Raw genomic sequence first — 22405 nt, 5'->3', positions numbered from 1 at the left:
CCGGTCCTAGGCGCGTTCCTTGCCGAACGTGACGTCGGGGTGTCGCGGCGACGGCCCGTCCAGCAGCGGCTGCCGCGTGCCCCTCAGGTGCCGGTCGAGGAAGGCCGCCACGTACGTGCGGGTGAGCTCCACGGCGCGCCCCGCCGCCATGATCCCGGTGGCGGGTTTGACGCCGAAGGCGGCCGTCAGCACCGGCCCGTCGGTGAACGACTGGTGCTCCGCCCCGGCCACGACGAGCCGGCGCTTCCACCCGGTCAGCAGCTTCCAGTCCCGGTCCCACGAGCCGTCGCCGCCGCTGGGCCCGTGCTGCGGGGTGCCGACGAACATGAACGGCCGCGCGAGCCCGCCCCGGGGGATCCTGGCGTAGGTGCTGCCGTCCAGGTCGATCCCGGCGCGTACCCGGGGGTCCGTCACCATGGCCGCCAGGGCGGCGGCCCCGCCGATCGACTGGCCCGCCATCGCGATCCTGCCCGGATCGACCAGCCCGGTGTCCGCCAGCCGGTCCAGGACGAACGACACGTCGGCCGCCCGGCCGCGCACCACGCGGGCGCCGAAGCCGGGGTCGGTGTCGCTGTCGCAGGCCAGGCACTCCGCGACCGTCCCGTCCCGCCACGTGGTCGCGTAGCTCTCGTGGGTGTGGTCGATCCCCGCCACCGCGTACCCCCGGCTGGCCAGGTCCTCGGCCAGCGACGTGAGCAGGCTGACCGGCTTGGTGAAGCCGGGCGACAGCACCACCAGCGGCAGCTCGCGCCCCGCCGGCTCGGCGTCCTTGACGGCGTGCGTCCGCGTCCGGCTCAGCAGGTCGTACGGGACGCCCGCGATCCGGCCGCCCTTCAGGTTGAGCTCCGACTCCTTCGGCGTCATGTACGGCGCTGGCTCCCCGTCCCGCCGCTCGGCCGGGTACCACAGCGTGACCTTGAGCCGCCGGGTCCGGGCGTCGGGATCCCAGGGGTCGGGGCGGGAGTCGTCCTCCACGTACATGGTCCTGGTGCCGACCCGGTGCGGGCCGGTGGGGGCGGGCAGCGTGGCGGGACCGGCCGGCGGGGCCGGGGCGGCGGCCGTCCGGGGCGGGGCGGGCGCGCCGCACGCGGTCGCCAGCGTGACGACGGCGAGCGCCGCCAGGATCGCTCTCATGAGGCCTCCCTCAACAGGCGCAGGCCCTGCGCCAGCGCGGGATCGCGCCCGGCGGCGGCGTCGCGCGGGGTCAGGGGCGCGTAGTGGTCGGGCGGCACGCCGATCCGGTCGATCACCTCGCGGCGCGGCCCGAGATGGCGCTTGCCCGGCAGGCTCAGCGTGGTGTGGTTGCCGAGCCGGTACGCCTGCGCCGGGCCGGAGATCACCCCGGCGGTCCTGGTGCCGACCAGCCGCCCCGCGCCCAGGGCCTTGACGGCGGAGCTGAAGTGCTCGCACGCCGAGGCGCAGCTGCGGTCGACGAGCACGACCAGCGGCAGGCCGACCAGCTCGACGGTGTCGTCGGTGCGCGACGTCTCGCACCGGCCGTCGCCCGCGCACTGGTAGGCGGTGACCTGGCCGTGCGCGAACGCGCTCACCAGCCGCACCGCCTCGTCCGGGCTGCCGCCGCCGTTGCCGCGCAGGTCCAGCACGACACCGGCGAGCGTCCGGCCCGCGCGCAGCCGCGCGATCGCCCTGAGCGCCCGGTTCGCCGAGTCGGGCGCGAACCCGGCCACCCGTACGTAGGCGACGTCGTCGTTCAGCAGCCTCGACCGCACCACCTGCAGCTCGGCCAGGTCCCGCTGGTAGAGGCCGGGCCTGAGCGTCACGCTCCAGCGGCGGCCGGTGCCCTCCCGCAGCAGGCTCAGCCGGACCGGCCGGGCCCGGGGGTAGGGCTCGTACAGGGCGGCGATCGCGGCCGTGGCCTTCCCGCCGATGAACGGGGCCGATCCGTCGATCGACTCGATCACGTCGCCGGGCCGCAGCCCGGCGGCCCGCGCCGCGCCGCCGTGCACGGCCGTGACGAACAGCGGGGGCACGGCGGCGGCTGGGTTGCCGTGCACCTGCGGGCCGTCGGCGCTCGCCTGGAGGCCCAGGCCGTAGCCGTCGCCGTCGTAGTGGCCCGGCGGCCGGGCGAGGCCGTGCGTCCAGCGGGCGTGGTTGTCGCCGAGGCTGGCCACGATGGCCTCCAGGGTGACGACGGCCGGCTGGTCGCCCAGCCCGGGGACCTGGCCGGTGATCTTCCGGAAGGCGGTCTCGAACGCGGCCCAGTCGGCCTTCCGGTCGCCGGTCAGCGCGGGCATGGTGGCTTCGGGCAGGTCGCGGCCGTGGCGGTCGAGTTCACGCGCCAGCGCGGCGAACCCGGCGGTCAGCAGCGAGCGGGCGTCCAGGGCGGCGCCGCCGTAGTAGGAGCCGAGGATGCAGAAGTACGCCTGCTCGATGACGTCGATCGTGGTGGCCGTCTCGGCGGCGGGCGGGCCCGCGGGCCGCTCGCAGGCGGTCCCGGCCGCTGTGCCGCCCGTGCCGCCCTGGCCGCGCGGCGGCGCGGGCGCCGTGCACGCGGTGGCGGCCAGGAGCAGGGCGAGCCCGGCGGCCGCTGTCCTGGCCGTCATGACAGGCGCCTCCGCACCCACCGGAAGGACAGCCCCGTCAGGGCGGCGGTGAGCAGCGCGTAGATGCCGGTCTCCATCCACTGCAGCGCCCAGAAGCGGTCGAGGGGCTGGTAGGCGGCCCGCTGCCGGTAGCCGAGCCGGCTGAGCTCGGCCAGGCAGGCCCCCGGGCCCTGCCGCGCCTGCTGTGTCCCGCAGGGCCCGGACGTGACGGAGACGCCGTGGACGACCGCCTCGTCACCGCTCGCGGCCAGCGTGCGGCCCGAACCGTCGATGAGCTCGCTCGACAGCACCCACGCCCCCGTGTGCCCGGGGATCGCCTGGGTCAGGGTCACCGTGGTCAGCCCGTCGCGGCGCACGCCGAACATGTCGACGTTCTCCTGGGCGAGGTCGAACGTCGAGGTGACCGGCGGCATCAGGTGCGGCCTGACCAGCAGCGGCATGGCGACCTGGACCGCGGTGAAGACGAGCAGCGTGAGCGCCATCGCGGGCAGCGTCCGCTTGACGAGCATGCCGATGCTCACGCCGAGGACGAAGGCGAAGGCCGCGAACCCGAGCGGAAGGATGCCGCGCGCGCTGAACACCAGCGGGTCCATGAGCGCGAAGCCCTCCGGCGCCGACTGGTCGAGCGGGCCCGACCACCAGGTGACCGCGAGCCCGCTGACCCCGGCGGCGGCGGCCGCGACCAGGCCGGTGAGGGCCAGCTTGACCGCCAGCCAGCGCCTGCGGGTGATGCCCTGGTTCCACACCAGCAGGTGGGTGCCGGCCTCCAGCTCGCGGGTGATCAGCGGCGCCCCCCAGAAGAGGCCGACGAGAGCGGGCAGGATCAGGACCACGAGGGTGCCGGCCAGGAACGGCATCCGGTACGCGTCGAAGAACCGGTCGTAGAAGTGCAGGCACTCCGCGCCGGGCGCGCAGGCGGCGAGCCCGGCCGCGTAGTCGGCGGCCAGCCGCGAGCCGGTCGGCGCCAGGACGGCGGCGAGCGCCACGAGCAGGGCGGACGTCATCAGGGCCGCGCCGCGGAACTGCCGCCAGGTGAGCCAGATCATCGCCGCACCTCCAGGGCGGGCCGCGGGCCGGCGGCGGTGGAATCGTCCATGTACGCCAGGACCAGGTCCTCCAGCGTGAGCCGGCTGACCGTCCACGCCGGGTCGAGGATCGGCCGGCCGGTGCGGACGACGTACGTGCTCTGCCGGTCGGTGTGCCGGGCGGAGACGACGTGCTGGTCGGCGGGCAGCGTGCCGGGGTCGCGGCGCGGGCCGGTGAGGCGGTGGTGGGTGGCCAGCAGCCGCTCGGCCTCCCCCGCGATCCGGACCCGGGAGTCGACCAGCACGATCAGGTAGTCGCACGTCCGTTCCAGGTCGGAGACCAGGTGGGAGGAGAGCACGACGCTGAGCTCGTGCTCGACCGTCGCCTCCATCAGCCCTTGCAGGAACTCGCGGCGGGCCAGCGGGTCGAGCGAGGCGACCGGCTCGTCCAGGATCAGCAGCTCGGGCCGCTTGGCCAGGCCGAGGGTGAGGGCGAGCTGGGCGCGCTGGCCGCCGGACAGCCGGCCGGCGCGCTGGGCGGGGTCGAGGCCGAGCCGGGCGATCCGCTCGCGCGCCATCGCGGCGTCCCAGCCGGTGTTGAGCCGGGCGCCCAGCCGCAGGTGCTCGGCGACGCTCAGCCCGGCGTAGACGGGGGTGTCCTGGGCGACGAAGCCGACCTTGGCCAGTTGCGCGGGCCCGGCGGCGGGCCGGCCGCCCAGCACCGAGAGCCCGCCGGTCGTCGGCTGAAGCTGGCCGCCGGCCAGCTTCAGCAGCGTGGTCTTGCCGGCTCCGTTGGGCCCGACCAGCCCGACGACGTGTCCGTCGGGGATGTCGATGGTGCACTCGCGTAACGCCCAGCGTCTGCCGTATCGCTTGCCCAGCCCGCGGGCCTCCAAGACGGAACTCACGCGATGTCCTCCTGTGCGGCGGTCCTGAATGTGGTCATGAAGAGGGCCTCGATGCTCTCGTCGTCGAGCCCGGCTCGGCGCGCCTTGGCCAGCCAGTGCCGCAGCTCCAGCCGCAGCGGGCCGTGCGCGGCCAGCGACGTGCCGGTGAGCGTCGCCGTCACGAACGTCCCGACGCCCGGCCGGGCGGCGACCAGGCCCTCGTGCTCGAGCTCCCGGTACGCCTTGAGGACGGTGTTGGCGTTGATCGCCAACTGCGCCACGACCTCCTTGAGGGTCGGGAGCTGGTCGCCTTCGTGGAGCAGCCCCAGCCGGAGCGCGTGCCGTACCTGCTGGACGATCTGCTGGTAGGGCGCGAGGCCGGACTTGGCGTCCAGGTAGAACTCGATCACCATTTCTCCATTTATCTAGTGTTCTAGGACGTTAGATGGTTGCAGATATGGCCAGGGTTAACTACTCCGTAAGCGCGCACGACCTGCACAGGACCCGCACACAGGCTGCGCGGCGCCCGCAAACCCGTCTGCTTTGATGACGCCGTGGCCGAGGGGACAAGGAGCCGAACCGTCATGCGTCATCCCACAGAACACCCGCCCCGGCGCGCCGTCCGGGCCGTCCTGCGCAGCCCCGTGGCCGCCGCGCTCGCCGTCGCCGTCGTCCTGGCGGGCGCGGGCACGGCCGCCGCCAACGACTGGGTGCCGATCTTCCGGACCGAGCGGATCGAGCCGGTCGGTGTCGGCGCCGCCGACCTCGTCGCCCTGCCCGACCTGAGCACGTACGGCGACGTCGTCGTGACCGGCGGCGACGGGCCGCGCGAGGTCCCGGACGCGGCGGCCGCCAAGGCGCGCACCGGGCTCGACGTGCCCGTGGTGCGCACGCTGCCGCGCGGCGTCGCCGGCGAGCCCGTCCACCAGGTCGTGGGCGAGATGACCGCGACGTTCACGTTCTCCGCGGACCGGGCCGGCAAGGCCGCCGCCGAGGCCGGGCAGCCGCTGCCGCCGCCCCCGCCGGGGCTGGACGGGCAGCGGGTGCGCCTGGTCGCCGGGCCCGGTGTGGCCGGGATCTGGTCGCAGCCCGCCGGGGTGCCCGCCCTCGTCGTCGGCCGCGCCGTCGCGCCCCGCGCGCTGTCGTCCGGCGTCCCGTACGCGAGCGTGCGCGACTACCTGCTGACGCTGCCCGGCCTGCCGGACGAGGCCGCCGCGCTGCTGCGCGCGTTCGGCCCGGAGCGGGACACCCTGCCGCTGCCCGTGCCGGCCGGGCGGTTCACCACCTCCCGGGCGAGCGTGCACGGGGTGCCGGCCACGGTGATCGCCACCCGCGACCGGACGCTGGCGGCCGTCGTGTGGGTGGACGGCGGCGTGGTGACCGCCGTGGCGGGCGCGCTGGACGCCGCCGAGGTGCTGGCGGTCGCCGGGGACCTCCGATGACCGGCGGCACGCCGCCGAGCCCGCCCGCCGTGCGGTGCTCGGGCCTGCGCAGGCGCTACGGCAGGCGGCCCGCCGTCGAGGACGTGTCGCTGGAGGTGGGCCGCGGCGAGGTGGTCGGGCTGCTCGGCCCGAACGGCGCCGGCAAGTCCACGGTGATCAAAATGCTGCTCGGCCTGGTCCGCCCCGACGCGGGCGAGGCGGTGCTGCTCGGCCGGCCCGCGGGCGATCCCGCCTCCCGCGCCCGCGTCGGCTACCTGCCGGAGCTCTTCCGCTACCAGCCCTGGCTGAGCGCGGCCGAGGTGCTGGCCCTCCACGTCAGGCTGGCGGGCGTCACCGTGCCCGCGCCGGAGCGGCACGACTGCCTGTCCCTCGTCGGGCTGGGCGAGCGCGCCGCCGACCGCGTGGGCGGCTTCTCCAAGGGGATGCAGCAGCGGCTCGGCCTGGCGGTCGCCCTGGTGGCCCGGCCCGAGCTGGTGATCCTGGACGAGCCGACCAGCGCGCTGGACCCGCTCGGCCGCGCCGACGTGCGCGACATCGTCCTGGCGCTGAAGGCGCGCGGCGTCGCCGTGCTGCTCAACTCGCACCTCATCGGCGAGGTCGAACGGGTCTGCGACCGCGTCGTCATCCTCGACCGGGGCCGGGTCGCCGCGTCCGGGACCCTCGGCGAGTTGCTCGGGCGGCGCGAGCTGCGGCTGCGCCTGACGGACCTCTCCCCCGAGGCGCAGGCGCGGCTGGCCGCGACCGGGGACGTGCGGCGGGACGGCGACGGGTTCACCGTGGCGCTGCCGGCCGGCGACGACGAGGCGGCCGTCCCTGAGCTGGTGCGCGACCTGGTCGCGCTCGGCGTGCGCGTGCACGCGGTCGAGCCGGCGCGCGTCAGCCTGGAGGAGCGCCTGCTCGGCATCCTGCGGGCCGGTCAGGAGGACGCCGCATGACGGTCCTCACAGTCGCCGCGCTCACCCTGCGCGAGGCCTCCCGGCGGCGCGCGCTGCTGGCCGTCGTCGTGCTCACGGCCGCGCTGCTCCTGCTGAGCGGCTGGGGGTTCTCCCGGCTGGCGGCGGAGAGCGGCCTCGGCACGCTCACCAGCGGCCAGGCCAGGCTGGCTGCCTCCCAGCTGCTCAACCTGGTGATGTTCGGCCTCAGCCTGATCGCGGCGCTCGGCACCGCCTTCCTCGCCGGGCCCACGCTGTCGGGCGAGACCGAGTCGGGCATCGCGCTCGCGGTGCTGGCCCGGCCGGTCCGCCGCTCGGCGGTGCTGCTGGGCAAGTGGCTGGGCCTGGCCGCGTTCGGCAGCGGCTTCGTCGTGCTCGCCGGGCTGGCGCAGTGCCTCGTCGTCCTGGCGACGGTCGGCTACTGGCCGCCGCGACCGGCGACCGCCCTGGCGCTGCTCGCCGGGCAGACGGTCGTGCTGCTCACGCTGGGCCTGCTGCTGGCCACGGTCGTCTCGCCGATGGCCTCCGGCGTCGTCGCGGTGGGGCTGTTCGGCGCCACCTGGGTCGCCGGGGTGGTGGGCGGCATCGGCGAGGCGCTCGGCAACGACGGCGTCGCGCGCGTCGGCGCCGTCTCGCGGATGCTGCTGCCCACCGACGGGCTGTGGCGCGGCGCCATGCACGCCTTGCAGGACCCGGTGGTCCTGGCGCGGTTCGGCGCCGAGTTCGACGGCTTCCCGTTCCTGGGCGAGGCGCCGCTCTCGGCCGCCTACCTCGGGTGGGCGGCGGCGTGGGTGGCGATGATGTGGGCGCTCACCGCGGTGTCCTTCCAGCACAGGGATCTGTGACTGGTACGGGCCTTCGCCCCGCTTTACGATCGAATGGTGGAGATCCTCCCGTACGTGCTCGCGGCCGGAGGCCTCACCGTGGTCGTCACCGGCTTCCTCGGCCTGACCGAGCGGCTGCCCCGCAACGGCGCCGTCGGCGTCCGCACCCCCGGCACGATGCGCAGCGAGGCCGCCTTCCGGGCCGCCAACAAGGCCGCCGGCGTCCCCATGCTGGTCGCGGGCGGCATTGGGCTGGCCGGCGGCGCGGCCGTGTGGCTCATGCCGTCCGGGCAGGTCACCGCCGCCTACGTGACGATCGCCGGCCTGCTCGTGATGACCGTGGCGGGCGGCGTGGCCGGCGTCCGGGCCGCCAAGGCCGTCGACGACGGCGACGCCCGACCGTCCCGCTAGCCGGGGCCGGGCATGCGCAGCGCGATCATGGCGACGTCGTCCTGCCCGGAGACCGGCATGCGGCTCAGCACCTCGTCGCAGAACTGCTCCAGCGGCGCCCGCGCCAGCTCGCCCGCGTGCTCGCTCAGCCGGGCCAGGCCGTCGTCGAGGTTCTCCCCCGGCCGCTCCACCAGGCCGTCGGTGTAGAGGAGCAGCGTCGCCCCCGGGGGCAGCGGCTCGCGCGCCGAGACGTACTCGCGGGGGTAGGGCACGCCGAGCAGGGGGTTGGCCCCCGCCGTCAGGAAACGCCCCTCGCCCGCGTACGTGACCAGCAGCGGCGGCGGGTGCCCGGCGACCGCGTAGTTGAGCCGGTGGCCGCCGTCGTGCGGCTCGATCCTGGCCAGCACGCAGGTCGCCGTCTCGTCGCCGTACAGCGTCTCGGTCGCCATGTTGAGCCGGGACAGGATCTCCCCCGGCGGCTCGCGCCGGTCGACCACCATGCCGCGCAGCATGTTGCGGAGCTGGCCCATCGCCACGGCGGCGCGCAGGTCGTGCCCGGCCACGTCGCCGATGGCGAGCACGGTCGCGCCGTCCGGCAGCACGAACGAGTCGTACCAGTCGCCGCCCACCTCGGCGGCGGCCAGGCTGGGCCGGTAGCGGGCGGTGATCAGCAGGCCGGGCACGCGCGGCGGGTCCGCGAGCAGGCTGTGCTGCAGGGCGAAGGCGATCTGGCGGGTCCGCTGGAAGTGCATGACGTTCTGCAGCGCGTCGTGGGCCTGCTCGAAGATCTGCCGCAGCAGGTCGATCCCGGCCCGGCCGATCGGCGGGCGGTCGCCGCAGGTCGCCGCGGTGACCACGGCGGCGACCGTGCCGTTGACCGACACCGGCAGGATCGCCAGGCTGTTGGCGTGGCTGAGCTCCAGCCAGGTCCGGGTGCCCGCCGGGCCGAGGTCGGGCGGCGGCGAGCCCGGCGGGAACGTCTCCAGGAACGGCCTGGCCTGGCGCACCGCGCGCACGAACCGCGCGTCGGACGGCAGCCGCTGGGCGCTGAAGCGCGGCATGCGCGGCAGCCCGGGGCCCGCCGCCGTCGCCACCCGCTCGACGACCAGCGTCGTCTCCCCCGCCAGCCCCTCCGCCAGATCGGTCACCAGGTGGACGCCGCAGCCGTCGGCGAGCTCGGGCACGATGACGTCGGCCAGGGCGCCGAGCATCTCCTCCACGGACGTGCGGTTGGCCATCGCCTCGGCGGCCCGGCTCAGCAGGCGCAGGCGGCGCTGCGCCTGCCACTGCTCCTCGATGTCCGTGCAGCTCCCCACCCACTCGATCACCCGGCCGTCCTGCTTGATCGGCACGGCGCGGACCTGGAAGTGCCGGTAGCCGCCCTCCGTGGTGCGCAGCCGGTAGGTGTGCTCCCACCGGTCGGGCACCCGCTCCAGCGCGCGCTGCCACGACTGCGCCGCCTCGGCCCGGTCGTCGGGATGCAGGGCGTGCAGCCAGCCCTCGCCGCGGAACTCCTCCCACGGCTGCCCGGTCACCCGCTCCCAGCCGGGGCTCGGCTCGCTCACGCCGCCCTGGGGACCGGTCACCCAGATGATCTGCGCGCTCACCCGTACCAGGCTCTCGTAGCGGCGCAGGATGCGGCGGCGCTCGTCGGCGATGTGCTGGATCTCGCGGGCGGAGCCGACCTGGTCCGTCACCTCCAGGCACATCACCAGGACGCCGCGCCGGTCGGCGAGCGGCCGGTCGTCGAACGTCGTCTGGGACAGGCTGAACGTGAAGAACCGCTCCTGCCCGCTCTCGGTCAGCAGGGTCGGATCGCCCGGCATGTCGGTGACGACGATCGGCTCACCGGTGTCGAAGACCTGGTCGAACAGCAGGAAGTAGTCCTTCTTGACGAGGTCGGAGAACGCCTCCCGGATCGGCACGCCGAGCGGGCGCTCGCCGAACAGCGACCGGTAGCCGCGGTTGGTGTAGAGCAGCCGGTGGTCGTGGCCGAGGGTGACGGCGATCCCGACGGGCGCGGGCTCCAGCACCTCGAAGGTCAGCCCGCTGACACCGTCGCCATCGCGCTCCCCGGCACCGCTCATGATGACTCCTCCCGATGACGCGCGCGAGCAGGACGTCATCACATGCTGGGCGGCGGACGGTCAGCACGAGCCGCGTGACACGCGTGACCGTACGAAGGAGTTCACCAGTCCTGGTCAAAGGCATGCCAACCGTGCGTCGCCGTCCGGCGCATATTCGTTGGCGTGGCGGCTCGGGCGCGGGCTAGCGTTGCTGCCGCGATCCGCCCATACGTGACAGACCCGTACCTGATTGATTGGAGACGCGGGATGACCTCTCAGCTCGTCGCGCTCAGCTTCGACGCCCACGATCCCGTCCGGCTCGCCCGGTTCTGGGCCGGAGTCCTGGGCTGGGAGTCGGCCGACGATCCCCGCGAGGGCATCACGCTCCTGCCGGCCGACGACACCGGGTTCCGGCTGCGGTTCCTCCCGTCCCAGGAGGACAAGCCCGTCCAGAACCGGATGCACTTCGACCTGACCAGCAGTTCGCTGGAGAACCAGCGCGAGACGGTGGCCTGCGCGCTCGAACTGGGCGGCCGGCACATCGACATCGGGCAGAGCCCCGACGATCCGCACGTCGTCCTCGCCGACCCCGAGGGCAACGAGTTCTGCGTCATCGAGCCGGGCAACAAGTTCCTCGCCGACTGCGGGTTCATCGGCGCGCTCTCCTGCGACGGCTCGCAGCAGGTCGGCTACTTCTGGAGCGAGGCGCTCGGCTGGCCGCTGGTCTGGGACCAGGACGAGGAGACCGCGATCCGCTCGCCGCACGGCGGCCCCAAGATTGCCTGGGGCGGCCCGCCGGTGGAGGAGAAGCACGGCAAGTGCCGGCCGCACTTCGACCTCACGCCCGCGGACGGCGACCAGCGGGCCGAGGTGGACCGCCTTCTCTCGCTCGGCGCGCAGCGGGTCGATCTCGGCCAGGGCGACGTCCCCTGGGTGGTCATGGCCGACCCCGACGGCAACGAGTTCTGCGTGCTGCCTGCCGGCTGACCCCGCTGGAGGGTGCGCCGGTGGACGCGGAAGACCGGGTGGGCGGGCGCGATCCGGTGAAACTCCCGCATCGGTGACCTCGGGGTGAGCCCCAGGTGCGGGCGGGCGCCGGGGGCGGCGGTGACGTAGCCGCGCAGGATCCCGGCCCGGTGCTCCGGCGCTTGAGGGCGGCGAGCGCGCGGCCGGTCACGCCGGTCTTCTCCAGAGCGCGACGGCGGCGAGTCCGGCCGCGCACGGCAGGACCTGCAGCCAGCCCAGCAGCGGCGCGAGCCCCACGTCCCCCGAGGTGTCTCGGACGGTCAGCGCGGCGACCGCGACGCAGGCCCCGGCCACGAGCAGGCCGATCGCCGCCGCGCGGGCCCACCGCCTGCCCGCGCGGGCCGCCCAGGCCGTGCCGAGCCAGCCGGCCAGCCCCAGTGCCCCGGCCGTGGCCAGGATCACCAGGTAGGCGGTGACGGCGGCGTCGATCGCGCCCGTTCCGTAGGACGGGTAGCCCGCCCTGATGTGACCGGCCAGGAGTGACCGGCTCGCGAACGGGACGAGGGCGGCCAGGGCGGTGAGCCCGGCCCCCAGATACAGCAGCGCCAGCGCGCTTCGGTCTCTCGTCATCGTCTTACCCCTTCTTGGTTTGAGACAGTCACTGTCTCAAGCATGTGACTGTACGTCCCGTGTTTCAGACAGTCAATGTCAGAAGAGAGCAGCTTGCTGGAACCTGGTAGGGTGCCGGCATGACCGGGCTACGCGAACGCTGGCGGCTCAAGGCCATGCGCGCCATCCAGGAAAGCGCCCTCGACCTGTTCGACGAGAAGGGCTTCGGGGCCGTCACGATCGAGGAGATCGCCGCCGCCGCCGAGGTGTCGCCGTCGTCCGTCTACCGCTACTTCGGCACCAAGGAGGGCATCCTGGTCGCCGACGAGTTCGACACCATGAGCCCGGAAAGGCTCAAGGAGTTCCTGGATCCGCGCGACCCCGTCGGCAGCCTGCTGCGCGCCGTCCGCGCCTACGAGGCCGCGCCCGATCCCGGGGAGGCGGCGCCGGCCGGCAGGAGCCCGTGGCGCAGGGTGCGTTACTTCTTCGCCGAGCCGTCGGTGCGCACGGCCGTCTGCGGCACCCTCGACCGCGCCGGTCAGCGGATCGCCCCGCTGATCGCGGAGTCGGGCGAGGTGAGCCGGACGCAGGCCCGGGTGATCGCCAACGCGCTCGCCTTCGGCTACTTCGCCGCGCTGGAGCAGTGGTATCTCGACGGCGGCGAGCGCCCCATCGCCGACTACGTCGAGGAGGGCATGCGGCCGCTGAGCGCGCTCTGGAGCGCCCCCCGGCAGCCGGTCAAGCCGCCGCCGCGCCGGACATGACGGCGCCCTCGCGGCGCTGCCGCTGGCCGTCCTCGTCGTACGGCCGTGGTTCCGCCCGTACGACGAGGGCTCTGAGCTCAGCCGCCCGCGCCCGGGAGCACGGCGACGGCCTCCACCTCGACGAGCTGGTCGTCGTAACCGAGCACGGTCACGCCGAGCAGGGTGCTGGGCACGTCGTGCTCGCCCATGTACTCCCGATAGACCTCCCAGGCGGCGACCAGGTCGGCCTGCCGGGAGGAGGCCACGTACACGGTGGTCTTGGCGACGTCCGTCAGTGACGCGCCGACCTCCTCCAGCGAGATCACGAGGTTGCGCATCACCTGGTGCGTCTGGGCGACGTAGTCGCCGGCCGCGACGGTGTCGCCGTCGAGGTCGAGGGGGCACGCGCCGGCCACCCAGATGTTGCGCACCGGCGCGTCGGCGACGGCGGCGTAGGCGTAGTCCACCTGCTGCGTGAGCCGGGGGTTGCGGACCAATCTGACACTGCTCATGGCATGCTCCTCATGGTTGTTGCCGGGGCCAGCTCGGTGAGCGGCCCAGGTGTGCGACGATCTCGTCCAGCTTCGTCCCGCCCTCCCAGGCGAGCGCCGGCGCGAAGGGCGCCCGTGGCGCGCGGCGGGTGTCGCCGTCGGGCACGGCCTTGGCCACGGCCAGCGCGGCCTCCAGCAGGCCGGGCGGGAACTCGACCCCGGCGCCCAGCGCCTTGGCCAGGTCCCAGGAGTGGACGACGTAGTCGATGAAGTGGAAGCCGATCGCCTGCCTGCCGGGGAAGACCGCCCCGCTGCCGAACTCGGGCAGCGGGAAGTCGCGCTCCGGCACGCCGTCGACGGCGAACGCCGCCAGCACGTGCTCGGCCGAGGCCCGGTAGCCCGCCGCCGGGTCGGCGCCGAGCGGGCGCGTCTCCCAATGGGCCAGGCCGCCGTCGCCCCTGGACGCCGCGGCGAACCCGTGGTGCTGGGCCGCCATGTGCGCGAGCAGGTCGTGGACCGTCCATCCGGCGCAGGGCGTCGGGCGTGACAGGTCCGGCTGCCGCACCCTGGCGGCCAGCTCCACGCTGACCTGGACCGCCTGGGCGTCGAGCGCGACGATCGGTTCCCCATTTGTAGGCATTGGCTTATGATCTGCGCATGCTTATCATCTGTCAAAAGGTTTTCGCGGGCGTGTCATGAGCCGACGCGACCTGGCCGAGATGCTGCATCCGCTCCTGCAGGCGCTCATCGCCGCCGAACGGCCCGTACTGGCGGAGCACGGGGTGACCATGTGGGGCTACGCCGTGCTCGGCGCGCTCCACGACGGCTCGGTGCGCACCCAGGCGGCGCTGGCCGAGGCGATCGGCGCCGACAAGACCCGCATCATCGGCACCCTCGACCGGCTCCAGGCCGCCGGGCTCATCACCCGCGAGCCCGATCCGCGCGACCGCCGCGCCCGCATCCTGGCGATCACCGGCGAAGGCCACCGGCTGTGCGGCTCGATCCGCGCCCGGATCCAAGAGGCCGAGGACCGCCTGCTTGCCCACCTGCCCGAGGCCGACCGCGAGACCTTCCTGCGCGCCCTGCACACGCTCCACCGGCTGGTCCGGGAGGCGGAGGTCACGCTCTGACGGGGCCGCCCAGGGCGCGGACGGCCTGCTCGAAGCGCCGCGCCTCGGCCGGGTCCACGGTGATGGCGACGGGCCTGCCCTTCTTCCAGGCCGTGAGCGGCGCCGCCGGCGGCTGTTCGACGAGCGCGGCGATCGGCGGCACGGCCTTGCTCACGGACTGCGCGAACACGGCCGACCCCGCCCGCACGAGCGCGCGCAACGGCTGCCGGAAGGGCGTGTGCAGGCTCGTCGCGACGAACACCGGGTTGTAGAGCACGTACCGGATGCCGGCGGACCCGTAGGCCGCCCCCAGCAGCTCGCTCGCGCGGGCGCCCTGCATGGTCGCGGTGAAGCCCCGGTAGCCGTTCCTGAGCTGGAGGTCGTCCCAGTGGATGCGGCCGCCCTGCCCGGCGCCGCACAGGTTGACGATCACCGGTCGCGGCGCCTGCTCCAGCGGGCCGCGCAGCCCTTCGGCCATCAGCCAGCGGTTGATCACGTACAGGGCGAAGGTGTGCTCGAAGCCCTCCTCCGTCTCGACGCGCGCCGGGTTGAACCGGAACGCGGCGAGCACCAGGGCGTCGATGACGGGGTGTTCGGCGGCGAGCCGTGCCACCAGGTCGCGGGTCCGGCTCACCGAGCTGAGATCGCACCTGACGAACCGGGCTCCCGGCGCCTCCTGGCGCAGGCGGCGGCCGCCTTCCTCGCTGCTGCCCACGGCCACGACGCGGTCGCCGCGCCCGGCGTGGTGGCGGGCGAGCGCGAGGCCGATGCCGCTCGTGCCGCCGGTGATCACGATGGTGCGGGACATAAGTTGAGATCCTCCTCAAGTTGAGATGGACCTCAAGTTAGCTAAGCTTGCGGACATGCGCAAGGACGCCGTGCACAACCGCGAACGCCTCCTGGAGGCGGCCCGGCGGCTGTTCGCCGACCGCGGGCTCGACGTGCCGCTCGAGGAGATCGCCCGCACGGCCGGGGTGAGCATCGGGACGCTCTACAACCGCTTCCCCACCCGTGACGCCCTGGTGGAGGCCGTGTTCGCCGACCGGGTCGCCCGGGTGAGCGAACTGGCCGAACAGGCGCTCGCGGCCGGCGACGCCTGGGAGGGGTTCACCGCGTTCCTGACCGGCGTGTGCGAGCTCCAGGCCGCCGACCTCGGCTACAACGACCTCGCCGCGCGGACCGCGGCGGCCGGCGACCGCGGCCCCGCGCTGATGGAAGAGATCCTCGACCGCGCCCGGCGGTCCGGTGACCTGCGCGACGACGTCACGCTCACCGACCTGGCCTTCGTGATCTGGGGCGTCGCGGCGACCGTCAAGGCCACGCACGACGTCGCGCCGGGAGCCTGGCGGCGGCACCTGGCGCTCTCGCTCGACGGCCTGCGCGCCGCCGCCGCCCGGCCGCTGCCCGCCCCTCCCCTGTCGGCCGAGCAGGCCCGCGCGGCGATGCGGGCGTGCTGAGCGCATCGGTCAGGAATGGAGAAGCGCCCCGCCCCTCCCCCGGCCTAGCGTGACCTGCATGGACATCACCATTTACGCAAGCTTCCTCCCGTACGACGACCCGGACGCCTCCCTGGCCTTCTACCGCGACGCCCTCGGCTTCGAGGTGCGCGGCGACGTGGGCGCCGAGGGGATGCGCTGGATCACCGTCGGCCCGCCCGGCCGGCCCGGCACGTGCATCGTGCTGGAGCCGCCCGTCACCGACCCGAACGTCAGCGAGGACGAGCAGCGCGCCATCGCCAGCCTCATGGACAAGGGCGTCTACGCCGGTATCACGCTGGCCACCCCCGACCTCGACGAGACGTTCAAGCGCGTCCAGGCCGCCGGCGCCGACGTCGTCCAGGAGCCGACCAGCCAGCCGTGGGGCGTGCGCGACTGCGCCTTCCGTGACCCGGCGGGCAACCTGGTCCGCATCAACGAAGCGCGGTGACCGGCGCGCCACGCACCTGAGACCGACGAATAACCTCGAAGCTGGTCGGATCACACCCCGGCGAGTGCGCGAAGGCGACCTCAGCGAGCCTGAGCAGAAACAGATGGAGAGAGCATGAGCACGGCCCCTGGCCAGGACGCGCAGTCGCCTGCGCGGCACGACGCCGACACGCACGACCTGATCCGCGTCCACGGCGCCCGCGTCAACAACCTCAAGGACGTCAGCGTCGAGATCCCGAAGCGCCGGCTGACGGTGTTCACCGGCGTTTCGGGCTCGGGCAAGAGCTCGCTGGTGTTCGGCACGATCGCCGCCGAGTCGCAGCGGCTGATCAACGAGACCTACAGCGCGTTCGTCCAGGGCTTCATGCCCTCGCTGGCCCGGCCCGAGGTCGACGTGCTCGACGGGCTGACCACCGCGATCATCGTCGACCAGCAGCGGATGGGCGCCGACCCGCGCTCCACCGTCGGCACCGCGACCGACGCCAACGCGATGCTGCGCATCCTGTTCAGCCGCCTCGGGCAGCCGCGCATCGGCTCCCCCCAGGCGTTCTCGTTCAACGTCCCCACCGTCCGGGCCAGCGGCGCGATCACCGTCGAACGCGGCGCGCGCAAGACGGAGAAGGCGACTTTCACCCGCATCGGCGGCATGTGCACCCGGTGCGAGGGCCGAGGCACGGTCTCCGACATCGACCTCACCCAGCTCTACGACGACTCCAAGTCGATCTCCGAAGGCGCGTTCACCATCCCCGGCTGGAAGTCCGACAGCTTCTGGACCGTCCGCGTCTACGCCGAGTCCGGGTTCGTCGACCCCGACAAGCCGATCCGCGACTACACCAAGAAGGAACTGCAGGACTTCCTCTACAAGGAGCCGACCAAGGTCAAGGTCGACGACGTCAACCTCACGTACGAGGGCCTGATCCCCAAGATCCAGAAGTCGTTCCTGTCCAAGGACCGCGAAGGCATGCAGCCGCACATCCGGGCGTTCGTCGACCGGGCGGTCACCTTCACCACCTGCCCCGAGTGCGACGGCACCCGGCTCGGCGAGGAGGCCCGCTCCTCGCGCATCGCCGGGATCAACATCGCCGACGCCTGCGCCATGCAGATCAGCGACCTGGCCGAGTGGATCCGCGGCCTCGACGAGCCGTCGGTCGCGCCGCTGCTCGCCAAGCTGCTGCACACCCTGGAGTCGTTCGTCGAGATCGGGCTCGGCTACCTCTCGCTCGACCGGCCCGCGGGCACGCTGTCGGGCGGCGAGGCGCAGCGCACCAAGATGATCCGCCACCTCGGCTCCGCGCTCACCGACGTCACCTACGTCTTCGACGAGCCCACCATCGGCCTGCACCCGCACGACATCCAGCGGATGAACAACCTGCTCAAGCGGCTGCGCGACAAGGGCAACACCGTCCTGGTCGTCGAGCACAAGCCGGAGACGATCGCCATCGCCGACCACGTCGTCGACCTCGGCCCCGGCGCCGGCACGGACGGCGGCAGCATCTGCTACGAAGGCACCTACGAGGGCCTGCGGGCCGGCGGCACCATCACCGGCCGCCACCTCGACGACCGCGCCCGGCTCAAGGACACGGTACGCAAGCCGACCGGCAAGCTGGAGATCCGCGGCGCCAACCGGCACAACCTGCGCGACGTCGACGTGGACATCCCGCTCGGCGTGCTCTGCGTCGTCACCGGCGTCGCCGGATCCGGCAAGAGCTCGCTGATCCACGGATCGATCCCGGCCAGGGCGGGCGTCGTCTCCGTCGACCAGAGCGCGATCAAGGGCTCGCGGCGCAGCAACCCGGCGACCTACACCGGGCTGCTCGAACCGATCCGCAAGGCGTTCGCCAAGGCCAACGGCGTCAAACCGGCGCTGTTCAGCGCCAACTCCGAGGGCGCCTGCCCCACCTGCAACGGCGCCGGGGTCGTCTACACCGACCTGGGGATGATGGCCGGCGTCGCCACCACCTGCGAGGACTGCGAGGGGAAGCGGTTCCAGCCGGCGGTGCTCGACTACCGCTTCGGCGGGCGCGACATCAGCGAGGTGCTCGCCATGCCGGTGACCGAGGCCGCCGAGTTCTTCGGCTCCGGAGAGGCCCGCACCCCGGCCGCGCACGCCATCCTCGGCCGCCTCGCCGACGTCGGGCTCGGCTACCTCAGCCTCGGCCAGCCGCTCACCACGCTGTCCGGCGGCGAGCGGCAGCGGCTCAAGCTCGCCACCCACATGGCCGACAAGGGCGGCGTCTACGTCCTCGACGAGCCGACCACCGGGCTGCACCTCGCCGACGTCGAGCAACTGCTCGGCCTGCTCGACCGGCTCGTCGACGCCGGCAAGTCGGTCATCGTCATCGAGCACCACCAGGCGGTCATGGCGCACGCGGACTGGATCATCGACCTCGGCCCCGGCGCCGGGCACGACGGCGGCCGGGTCGTCTTCGAGGGCACGCCCGCCGACCTCGTCGCCGCCCGCTCCACCCTCACCGGCGAGCACCTGGCCGACTACGTGGGCGCGTAGCGACCGGCCCGTCAGCGGCGGCGTCGGTTAGCGTACTCGTCGTGGAGTCCTTCATCCGGTCGTGGGCGGCGTTGCGCGCCGCGGTCGCAGAGCTCACCGACGACGATTTCGCGCGGCCGTCCGGCTGCGCCGGCTGGCTGGTGCGTGACCTGGTGTGCCACCTGGTCATCGACGCCCAGGACGTCCTGATCACGCTCGTGACCCCCGCCGACGCGGAGCCGACCCGCGACGCGGTGACCTACTGGGAGGTCAGCCGGACGCCGCCGACCGGTGACGACCCGCTCGACGCGCTGATCGTCCGGCTCGCCGCCGCATACGAGGAGCCCCGGCTGCTCAAGTTCCACCTCGACGACGTCGGCTCGGCCGCCGGGCGCGCCGCCGCCCTCGCCGACCCGAGCCTGCGGGTGAGCACCCGTGACGTGGTGCTCACCGCGGGCGACTACCTCACCGCCTACGTCCTGGAGTGGACGCTGCACCACCTCGACCTGGTCGCGCACCTGCCCGGCGCGGCCGGGCCGCCCGCCGAAGGGGCGGCCCGGTCCAGGGCGATGCTGGAGCGGATCGCCGGCGCCGCGTTCCCCGCGTCGTTCTCCGACGCCGACGCGCTGCTGGTCGGCACCGGACGGCGCGCGCCCACCCGCGCGGAGGCGGCGGACCTGGGCGAGCTGGCGGCCAGGCTGCCCTTCGTCATCGGCTGAACCGCCCCGGGGCGGTTCAGCACTCGCCGCCCCAGTACATGTTCCTGATCGTCGCGCCCACGGCCCCGTCACGCAGGTCGAGCTTGTAGCCGCTGCCGGGGTAGAAGTGCAGGCACTTCGGATACCACTTCGAGCCGCCCTGGTGCCGGTACTCGAAGTACACGTGGTCGGCGCCGTTCTGCTGACGGCCGTTGTTGACGATCACCCAGAACGACTTGCCGTCCGGAACGTTCCCGGCGGTCTGGTAGTGGAGGTAGTCCGGGGTCTGGTTGCCGTTGTACAGGCACACATTGCCCGGCTTGCAGCCCCAGACGGTGGTGTCGCCGGCCGAGGCCGGGGGCGCCATCAGCGCCAGCGCGAGGGTCGCGGCGGCGGACAGCGCGATCACGGTGCTCTTCCTGGTCATGAGCGGTCCTTTCCGTTAGGCGGCGGGGGCTTCGTTCGGCTTACCTGACCAGGGACGTTACGCCCGCCCGCTTTCGACGCGCTTTCGCCGCGACCGCCGGGGCCCTCGCCCGCGGGCCGTTCGGGGCGCACGATGGCACCACAGCCGAAAGCCACCGAGAGTCCGGAGGACTTCCTTGAGCTCACCACCGGTGCCGTTCGATCCGGAGCTGGGCGCGGCGCTGGCCGTGCTGGCCGAGTACGTGTCGCCGTCGATGACCCTGGACACGCTCGACGCCCTGCGGGCGGCCCGCGAGGTCATCCCGTCGCAGACCGACGAGGAGCTGTCCCGGGGCGGCGCGCTCGTCGTCGGCGAGCACACGGCCCCCGGCCCGCACGGCGACGTGCCGCTGCTGGTGTGCCGCCCGGCGGGTGCCGCCACGCCGCTTCCGGCGATCTACTACACGCACGGCGGCGGCATGATGTTCGGCGACGCCCGCACCGGGCTCGACGACCTGCTCGACTGGGCGCTGGAGCTGGGCCTGGTGGTGGTGTCCGTGGAGTACAGGCTCGCCCCCGAGCATCCGCATCCCGTGCCGGTGGACGACTGCTACGCGGGCCTGGTGTGGACCGCCGAGCACGCCGCCGAGCTGGGCGCCGACCCGGCGCGCCTCGTCGTGGGCGGGCCCAGCGCGGGCGGCGGACTGGCGGCGGCGCTGGCCCTGATGGCCCGTGACCGGGGCGGCCCGGCCCTGATCGGCCAGTTGCTCATGTGCCCGATGCTCGACGACCGCAACGACACGCCGTCGGCGGCGCAGATGGCGGGCCTGGGCATCTGGGACCGCACCTCGAACGAGACCGGCTGGACGGCCCTGCTCGGCGACGCGCGCGGCGGGCCGGACGTGTCCCCGTACGCGGCCCCGGCGCGGGCCGGCGACCTGTCCGGGCTGCCGCCCGCGTTCGTCGACGTCGGCTCGGCCGAGACGTTCCGCGACGAGGACGTCGCCTACGCCACCCGGCTCTGGCAGGCGGGCGGACAGGCGGAGCTGCACGTGTGGCCGGGCGCCTTCCACGGGTTCGACCTGATGGCGCCGCAGGCGGTGCTGTCACAGGAGGCGAGGGCGGCCCGGCTGCGCTGGCTGCGGCGGCTGCTGGCCTGAGCGCAAGAATCCGCCGGCGGCTCCGACCACCTCCGAGACGAAGCTGTCAGAGGAGGACGAATGTCGCAGTTGCTGAAGGTGCAGTGCTTCACCGTGTCGAGGGACGGGTTCGGCGCCGGCGAGGGGCAGAGCCTGGAGCGGCCGTTCGGCCACGCCGATCCCGGCCCGATGTGGTCCTGGGCGGGCGCCACCGCGAGCTGGGTGAACCGGACCGACCCGGGCGGCACGCGCGGCCTGGACGACTACCTGACCCGCGACTGGGGCAACAACATGGGCGCGGAGATCATGGGCAGGAACAAGTTCGGCCCGCAGCGGGGCCCGTGGGAGAACCACGACTGGCAGGGCTGGTGGGGTGACCGGCCGCCGTTCCGCACGCCGGTCTTCGTGCTCACCCATCACGTACGGCCGTCGTTCACGCTGGCCGACACCACGTTCCACTTCCTCGACGCGAGCCCGGCCGAGGCGCTGGAGCGGGCCAGGCGGGCGGCCGGCGGCCGGGACGTGCGCCTGGGCGGCGGGGTGGCCACGATCCGCGAGTTCCTGGCGGCCGACCTGGTCGACACGCTGCACATCGCCGTCGCGCCGGTCGAGCTCGGGCGGGGCGAGCGGCTGTGGGAGAGCCACACCGAGCTGCTCGACCGCTTCCATCTCGACACGGTGCCGAGCCCGAGCGGCATGACTCACCTGCTGTTCTGGAGGCGCTGATCGGCGGCGCGTGAGCGGAAGGTGCGGCGGTAGGCGTCCGGGGCCACGCCCACCGCGCGGTTGAAGTTGCGGCGCAGCGTGGTGGCGGTGCCCATGCCGGTGGCCGCCGCGATGGCGTCCATGCTCTCGCCGGTGGTCTCCAGCAGCTCCTGGGCGCGCCGGATCCGCTGCGTCAGCAGCCACTGCAGCGGCGTGGTGCCGGTGACCGACCTGAAGTGGCGGCCCAGGGTGCGCGAGCTCATCCGCGCCTGGCGGGCCAGGTCCTCGACGGTCAGCGGCTGGTCGAGCCGTTCCATCACCCAGGGGAACAGGCCGGTGAGCGGATGGTTGCCCGGCTCCGGCACCGGCGTGGTGACGAACTGGGCCTGGCCGCCGTCCCGGTGCGGCGGCACGACCAGCCGCCGGGCGACCACGTTGGCCACCGAGGAGCCCCGGTCGAGGCGTACCAGGTGCAGGCACAGGTCCATGGCGGCGGCCTTCCCGGCGGAGGTCAGCACGCTGCCGTTGTCCACGTACAGGACGTCGGGGTCCACCGTCACCTCGGGGTAGCGGGACGCCAGGACCTCGGTGTGCGCCCAGTGGGTGGTGGCGCGCCGCCCGTCGAGCAGCCCGGCGGCGGCCAGCACGAACACGCCCGTGCACAGCGAGACCACGCGCGCGCCCGCCTCGTGCGCGGCGCGCACCGCGTCGACCAGGTCGGCGGGCGGGTCCACGTCGACGTCGGCCCAGCCCGGGACGATCACGGTGTGGGCGCGCGGGAGGTGGCCGAGGCCGTGGTCGGGCTCCAGCAGGAACCGGCCGGCGCGTACCGGGGCCGGGCCGCACACGGCCAGGTCGTACCAGGGCTCGACGCCGGCCGGGGCGAACCCGAACACCTCGTAGGCGAGGGACAGCTCGAAGTGCAGCATGCCGTCGGTGACGGCCAGCGCGACGGTGGTCATGTCCGGAATTGTATGGGTAATGGCGTTCCGGACACTCG

At 73.8% G+C, this 22405-nt stretch carries 25 protein-coding genes; 13 read left to right on the top strand and 12 right to left on the bottom strand.

Going from position 1 to position 22405, the window contains the following annotated elements; genetic code table 11:
- Positions 1-6: 6 nt before the first annotated feature.
- The 5 genes from KME80_RS21225 to KME80_RS21205 are packed head-to-tail and all read right to left on the bottom strand — an operon-like array spanning position 7 to position 4889.
- Positions 7-1134, bottom strand: a complete 1128-nt coding sequence (locus tag KME80_RS21225) for an alpha/beta hydrolase family protein (RefSeq protein ID WP_219507644.1) — start codon at positions 1132-1134, stop codon at positions 7-9.
- Complete coding sequence (locus tag KME80_RS21220) at positions 1131-2564, bottom strand: S41 family peptidase (RefSeq protein WP_219507643.1); 1434 nt, start codon at positions 2562-2564, stop codon at positions 1131-1133. Before KME80_RS21220 ends, KME80_RS21225 begins: the two co-directional genes overlap by 4 nt.
- A complete protein-coding gene (locus tag KME80_RS21215) occupies positions 2561-3610 on the bottom strand; it encodes an ABC-2 membrane transporter-related protein (protein WP_219507642.1) in 1050 nt (349 codons plus the stop codon). The genes KME80_RS21220 and KME80_RS21215 overlap by 4 nt, the downstream gene beginning before the upstream one ends.
- The gene (locus KME80_RS21210) at positions 3607-4497 is read right to left on the bottom strand and encodes an ABC transporter ATP-binding protein (RefSeq protein ID WP_219507641.1); all 891 of its coding nucleotides are present in this window, start codon (positions 4495-4497) and stop codon (positions 3607-3609) included. Before KME80_RS21210 ends, KME80_RS21215 begins: the two co-directional genes overlap by 4 nt.
- A complete protein-coding gene (locus KME80_RS21205) occupies positions 4494-4889 on the bottom strand; it encodes a GntR family transcriptional regulator (protein ID WP_246645326.1) in 396 nt (131 codons plus the stop codon). Before KME80_RS21205 ends, KME80_RS21210 begins: the two co-directional genes overlap by 4 nt.
- 171 nt (positions 4890-5060) lie before the next feature.
- Between KME80_RS21205 and KME80_RS21200 the strand changes: the two genes are divergently transcribed.
- From KME80_RS21200 to KME80_RS21185, 4 genes are read left to right on the top strand one after another with little or no spacing between them, the layout of a single operon-like run.
- Positions 5061-5918, top strand: coding sequence for a hypothetical protein (locus KME80_RS21200; protein ID WP_219507640.1), 858 nt, complete (start codon positions 5061-5063; stop codon positions 5916-5918).
- The gene (locus KME80_RS21195) at positions 5915-6853 is read left to right on the top strand and encodes an ABC transporter ATP-binding protein (RefSeq protein ID WP_219507639.1); all 939 of its coding nucleotides are present in this window, start codon (positions 5915-5917) and stop codon (positions 6851-6853) included. The genes KME80_RS21200 and KME80_RS21195 overlap by 4 nt, the downstream gene beginning before the upstream one ends.
- A complete protein-coding gene (locus KME80_RS21190) occupies positions 6850-7695 on the top strand; it encodes an ABC transporter permease subunit (protein ID WP_219507637.1) in 846 nt (281 codons plus the stop codon). Before KME80_RS21195 ends, KME80_RS21190 begins: the two co-directional genes overlap by 4 nt.
- 33 nt (positions 7696-7728) lie before the next feature.
- The gene (locus KME80_RS21185) at positions 7729-8085 is read left to right on the top strand and encodes an SdpI family protein (RefSeq protein WP_219507635.1); all 357 of its coding nucleotides are present in this window, start codon (positions 7729-7731) and stop codon (positions 8083-8085) included.
- Here the strand turns inward: KME80_RS21185 and KME80_RS21180 are convergent.
- The gene (locus KME80_RS21180) at positions 8082-10151 is read right to left on the bottom strand and encodes a SpoIIE family protein phosphatase (protein ID WP_219507634.1); all 2070 of its coding nucleotides are present in this window, start codon (positions 10149-10151) and stop codon (positions 8082-8084) included. The two genes, KME80_RS21185 and KME80_RS21180, sit on opposite strands and share 4 nt — an antisense overlap.
- Before the next feature lie 246 nt (positions 10152-10397).
- On the opposite strand from KME80_RS21180, the gene KME80_RS21175 reads away from it, so the two are divergent.
- A complete protein-coding gene (locus KME80_RS21175) occupies positions 10398-11117 on the top strand; it encodes a VOC family protein (RefSeq protein ID WP_219507633.1) in 720 nt (239 codons plus the stop codon).
- A gap of 186 nt (positions 11118-11303) precedes the next feature.
- Here the strand turns inward: KME80_RS21175 and KME80_RS21170 are convergent, their stop codons facing one another.
- On the bottom strand, positions 11304-11726 hold the full coding sequence (locus tag KME80_RS21170; protein WP_219507631.1) for a hypothetical protein: 423 nt from the start codon (positions 11724-11726) through the stop codon (positions 11304-11306).
- Between the two features lie 119 nt (positions 11727-11845).
- Here KME80_RS21170 and KME80_RS21165 point away from each other — a divergent pair, with 119 nt between their 5' ends.
- A complete protein-coding gene (locus KME80_RS21165; RefSeq protein WP_219507629.1) occupies positions 11846-12469 on the top strand; it encodes a TetR/AcrR family transcriptional regulator in 624 nt (207 codons plus the stop codon).
- Between the two features lie 77 nt (positions 12470-12546).
- Here the strand turns inward: KME80_RS21165 and KME80_RS21160 are convergent, their stop codons facing one another.
- Together KME80_RS21160 and KME80_RS21155 are read right to left on the bottom strand one after the other, a co-directional pair.
- The gene (locus KME80_RS21160; protein WP_219507627.1) at positions 12547-12960 is read right to left on the bottom strand and encodes a RidA family protein; all 414 of its coding nucleotides are present in this window, start codon (positions 12958-12960) and stop codon (positions 12547-12549) included.
- 10 nt (positions 12961-12970) lie between these two features.
- Positions 12971-13579, bottom strand: a complete 609-nt coding sequence (locus KME80_RS21155; RefSeq protein WP_219507625.1) for a TIGR03086 family metal-binding protein — start codon at positions 13577-13579, stop codon at positions 12971-12973.
- Between the two features lie 55 nt (positions 13580-13634).
- Here KME80_RS21155 and KME80_RS21150 point away from each other — a divergent pair, with 55 nt between their 5' ends.
- A complete protein-coding gene (locus KME80_RS21150; RefSeq protein ID WP_219507623.1) occupies positions 13635-14069 on the top strand; it encodes a MarR family winged helix-turn-helix transcriptional regulator in 435 nt (144 codons plus the stop codon).
- Here KME80_RS21150 and KME80_RS21145 read toward each other — a convergent pair.
- On the bottom strand, positions 14059-14856 hold the full coding sequence (locus tag KME80_RS21145) for an SDR family NAD(P)-dependent oxidoreductase (protein WP_219507621.1): 798 nt from the start codon (positions 14854-14856) through the stop codon (positions 14059-14061). The genes KME80_RS21150 and KME80_RS21145 overlap by 11 nt on opposite strands.
- Before the next feature lie 55 nt (positions 14857-14911).
- Between KME80_RS21145 and KME80_RS21140 the strand changes: the two genes are divergently transcribed.
- The 4 genes from KME80_RS21140 (at position 14912) to KME80_RS21125 (ending at position 19177) form a co-directional block, all read left to right on the top strand.
- Positions 14912-15505 (top strand): TetR/AcrR family transcriptional regulator, encoded by a 594-nt coding sequence (locus KME80_RS21140; RefSeq protein WP_219507619.1) that lies wholly within the window; start codon positions 14912-14914, stop codon positions 15503-15505.
- 58 nt (positions 15506-15563) lie between these two features.
- On the top strand, positions 15564-15974 hold the full coding sequence (locus tag KME80_RS21135) for a VOC family protein (RefSeq protein WP_219507617.1): 411 nt from the start codon (positions 15564-15566) through the stop codon (positions 15972-15974).
- 114 nt (positions 15975-16088) lie between these two features.
- Positions 16089-18479, top strand: coding sequence for an ATP-binding cassette domain-containing protein (locus KME80_RS21130; protein WP_219507616.1), 2391 nt, complete (start codon positions 16089-16091; stop codon positions 18477-18479).
- Between the two features lie 41 nt (positions 18480-18520).
- Complete coding sequence (locus KME80_RS21125; protein ID WP_219507614.1) at positions 18521-19177, top strand: maleylpyruvate isomerase N-terminal domain-containing protein; 657 nt, start codon at positions 18521-18523, stop codon at positions 19175-19177.
- 16 nt (positions 19178-19193) lie between these two features.
- Here the strand turns inward: KME80_RS21125 and KME80_RS21120 are convergent, their stop codons facing one another.
- A complete protein-coding gene (locus KME80_RS21120; protein WP_219507612.1) occupies positions 19194-19583 on the bottom strand; it encodes a hypothetical protein in 390 nt (129 codons plus the stop codon).
- A gap of 175 nt (positions 19584-19758) precedes the next feature.
- Here KME80_RS21120 and KME80_RS21115 point away from each other — a divergent pair, with 175 nt between their 5' ends.
- Positions 19759-20721 (top strand): alpha/beta hydrolase, encoded by a 963-nt coding sequence (locus tag KME80_RS21115; RefSeq protein WP_246645325.1) that lies wholly within the window; start codon positions 19759-19761, stop codon positions 20719-20721.
- 60 nt (positions 20722-20781) lie between these two features.
- Entirely contained in the window at positions 20782-21426 is a 645-nt protein-coding gene (locus KME80_RS21110) for a dihydrofolate reductase family protein (RefSeq protein WP_219507611.1), read from the top strand.
- On the opposite strand, the gene KME80_RS21105 is transcribed toward KME80_RS21110, so the two are convergent.
- Complete coding sequence (locus tag KME80_RS21105) at positions 21402-22367, bottom strand: helix-turn-helix domain-containing protein (protein ID WP_219507610.1); 966 nt, start codon at positions 22365-22367, stop codon at positions 21402-21404. The genes KME80_RS21110 and KME80_RS21105 overlap by 25 nt on opposite strands.
- Positions 22368-22405: the final 38 nt, after the last annotated feature.

The sequence above is a fragment of the Nonomuraea ceibae genome (assembly GCF_019396325.1).
GTDB classification, from domain to species: domain Bacteria; phylum Actinomycetota; class Actinomycetes; order Streptosporangiales; family Streptosporangiaceae; genus Nonomuraea; species Nonomuraea ceibae.
Note: the sequence above shows the minus strand (reverse complement) of the source record. Positions and strands in the feature narration are given on the sequence as shown.

Excerpts from the sequence above, each read along its gene's own strand:
- KME80_RS21200 (WP_219507640.1), top strand. The coding sequence starts at position 5,061 with ATGCGTCATCCCACAGAACACCCGCCCCGGCGCGCCGTCCGGGCCGTC.
- KME80_RS21225 (WP_219507644.1), bottom strand. The coding sequence starts at position 1,134 with ATGAGAGCGATCCTGGCGGCGCTCGCCGTCGTCACGCTGGCGACCGCG.
- KME80_RS21220 (WP_219507643.1), bottom strand. The coding sequence starts at position 2,564 with ATGACGGCCAGGACAGCGGCCGCCGGGCTCGCCCTGCTCCTGGCCGCC.
- KME80_RS21130 (WP_219507616.1), top strand. The coding sequence starts at position 16,089 with ATGAGCACGGCCCCTGGCCAGGACGCGCAGTCGCCTGCGCGGCACGAC.
- KME80_RS21215 (WP_219507642.1), bottom strand. The coding sequence starts at position 3,610 with ATGATCTGGCTCACCTGGCGGCAGTTCCGCGGCGCGGCCCTGATGACG.
- KME80_RS21140 (WP_219507619.1), top strand. The coding sequence starts at position 14,912 with ATGCGCAAGGACGCCGTGCACAACCGCGAACGCCTCCTGGAGGCGGCC.
- KME80_RS21180 (WP_219507634.1), bottom strand. The coding sequence starts at position 10,151 with ATGAGCGGTGCCGGGGAGCGCGATGGCGACGGTGTCAGCGGGCTGACC.
- KME80_RS21150 (WP_219507623.1), top strand. The coding sequence starts at position 13,635 with ATGAGCCGACGCGACCTGGCCGAGATGCTGCATCCGCTCCTGCAGGCG.
- KME80_RS21195 (WP_219507639.1), top strand. The coding sequence starts at position 5,915 with ATGACCGGCGGCACGCCGCCGAGCCCGCCCGCCGTGCGGTGCTCGGGC.
- KME80_RS21160 (WP_219507627.1), bottom strand. The coding sequence starts at position 12,960 with ATGAGCAGTGTCAGATTGGTCCGCAACCCCCGGCTCACGCAGCAGGTG.
- KME80_RS21105 (WP_219507610.1), bottom strand. The coding sequence starts at position 22,367 with ATGACCACCGTCGCGCTGGCCGTCACCGACGGCATGCTGCACTTCGAG.
- KME80_RS21120 (WP_219507612.1), bottom strand. The coding sequence starts at position 19,583 with ATGACCAGGAAGAGCACCGTGATCGCGCTGTCCGCCGCCGCGACCCTC.
- KME80_RS21165 (WP_219507629.1), top strand. The coding sequence starts at position 11,846 with ATGACCGGGCTACGCGAACGCTGGCGGCTCAAGGCCATGCGCGCCATC.
- KME80_RS21155 (WP_219507625.1), bottom strand. The coding sequence starts at position 13,579 with ATGCCTACAAATGGGGAACCGATCGTCGCGCTCGACGCCCAGGCGGTC.
- KME80_RS21145 (WP_219507621.1), bottom strand. The coding sequence starts at position 14,856 with ATGTCCCGCACCATCGTGATCACCGGCGGCACGAGCGGCATCGGCCTC.
- KME80_RS21110 (WP_219507611.1), top strand. The coding sequence starts at position 20,782 with ATGTCGCAGTTGCTGAAGGTGCAGTGCTTCACCGTGTCGAGGGACGGG.
- KME80_RS21185 (WP_219507635.1), top strand. The coding sequence starts at position 7,729 with ATGGTGGAGATCCTCCCGTACGTGCTCGCGGCCGGAGGCCTCACCGTG.
- KME80_RS21135 (WP_219507617.1), top strand. The coding sequence starts at position 15,564 with ATGGACATCACCATTTACGCAAGCTTCCTCCCGTACGACGACCCGGAC.
- KME80_RS21175 (WP_219507633.1), top strand. The coding sequence starts at position 10,398 with ATGACCTCTCAGCTCGTCGCGCTCAGCTTCGACGCCCACGATCCCGTC.
- KME80_RS21170 (WP_219507631.1), bottom strand. The coding sequence starts at position 11,726 with ATGACGAGAGACCGAAGCGCGCTGGCGCTGCTGTATCTGGGGGCCGGG.
- KME80_RS21205 (WP_246645326.1), bottom strand. The coding sequence starts at position 4,889 with ATGGTGATCGAGTTCTACCTGGACGCCAAGTCCGGCCTCGCGCCCTAC.
- KME80_RS21190 (WP_219507637.1), top strand. The coding sequence starts at position 6,850 with ATGACGGTCCTCACAGTCGCCGCGCTCACCCTGCGCGAGGCCTCCCGG.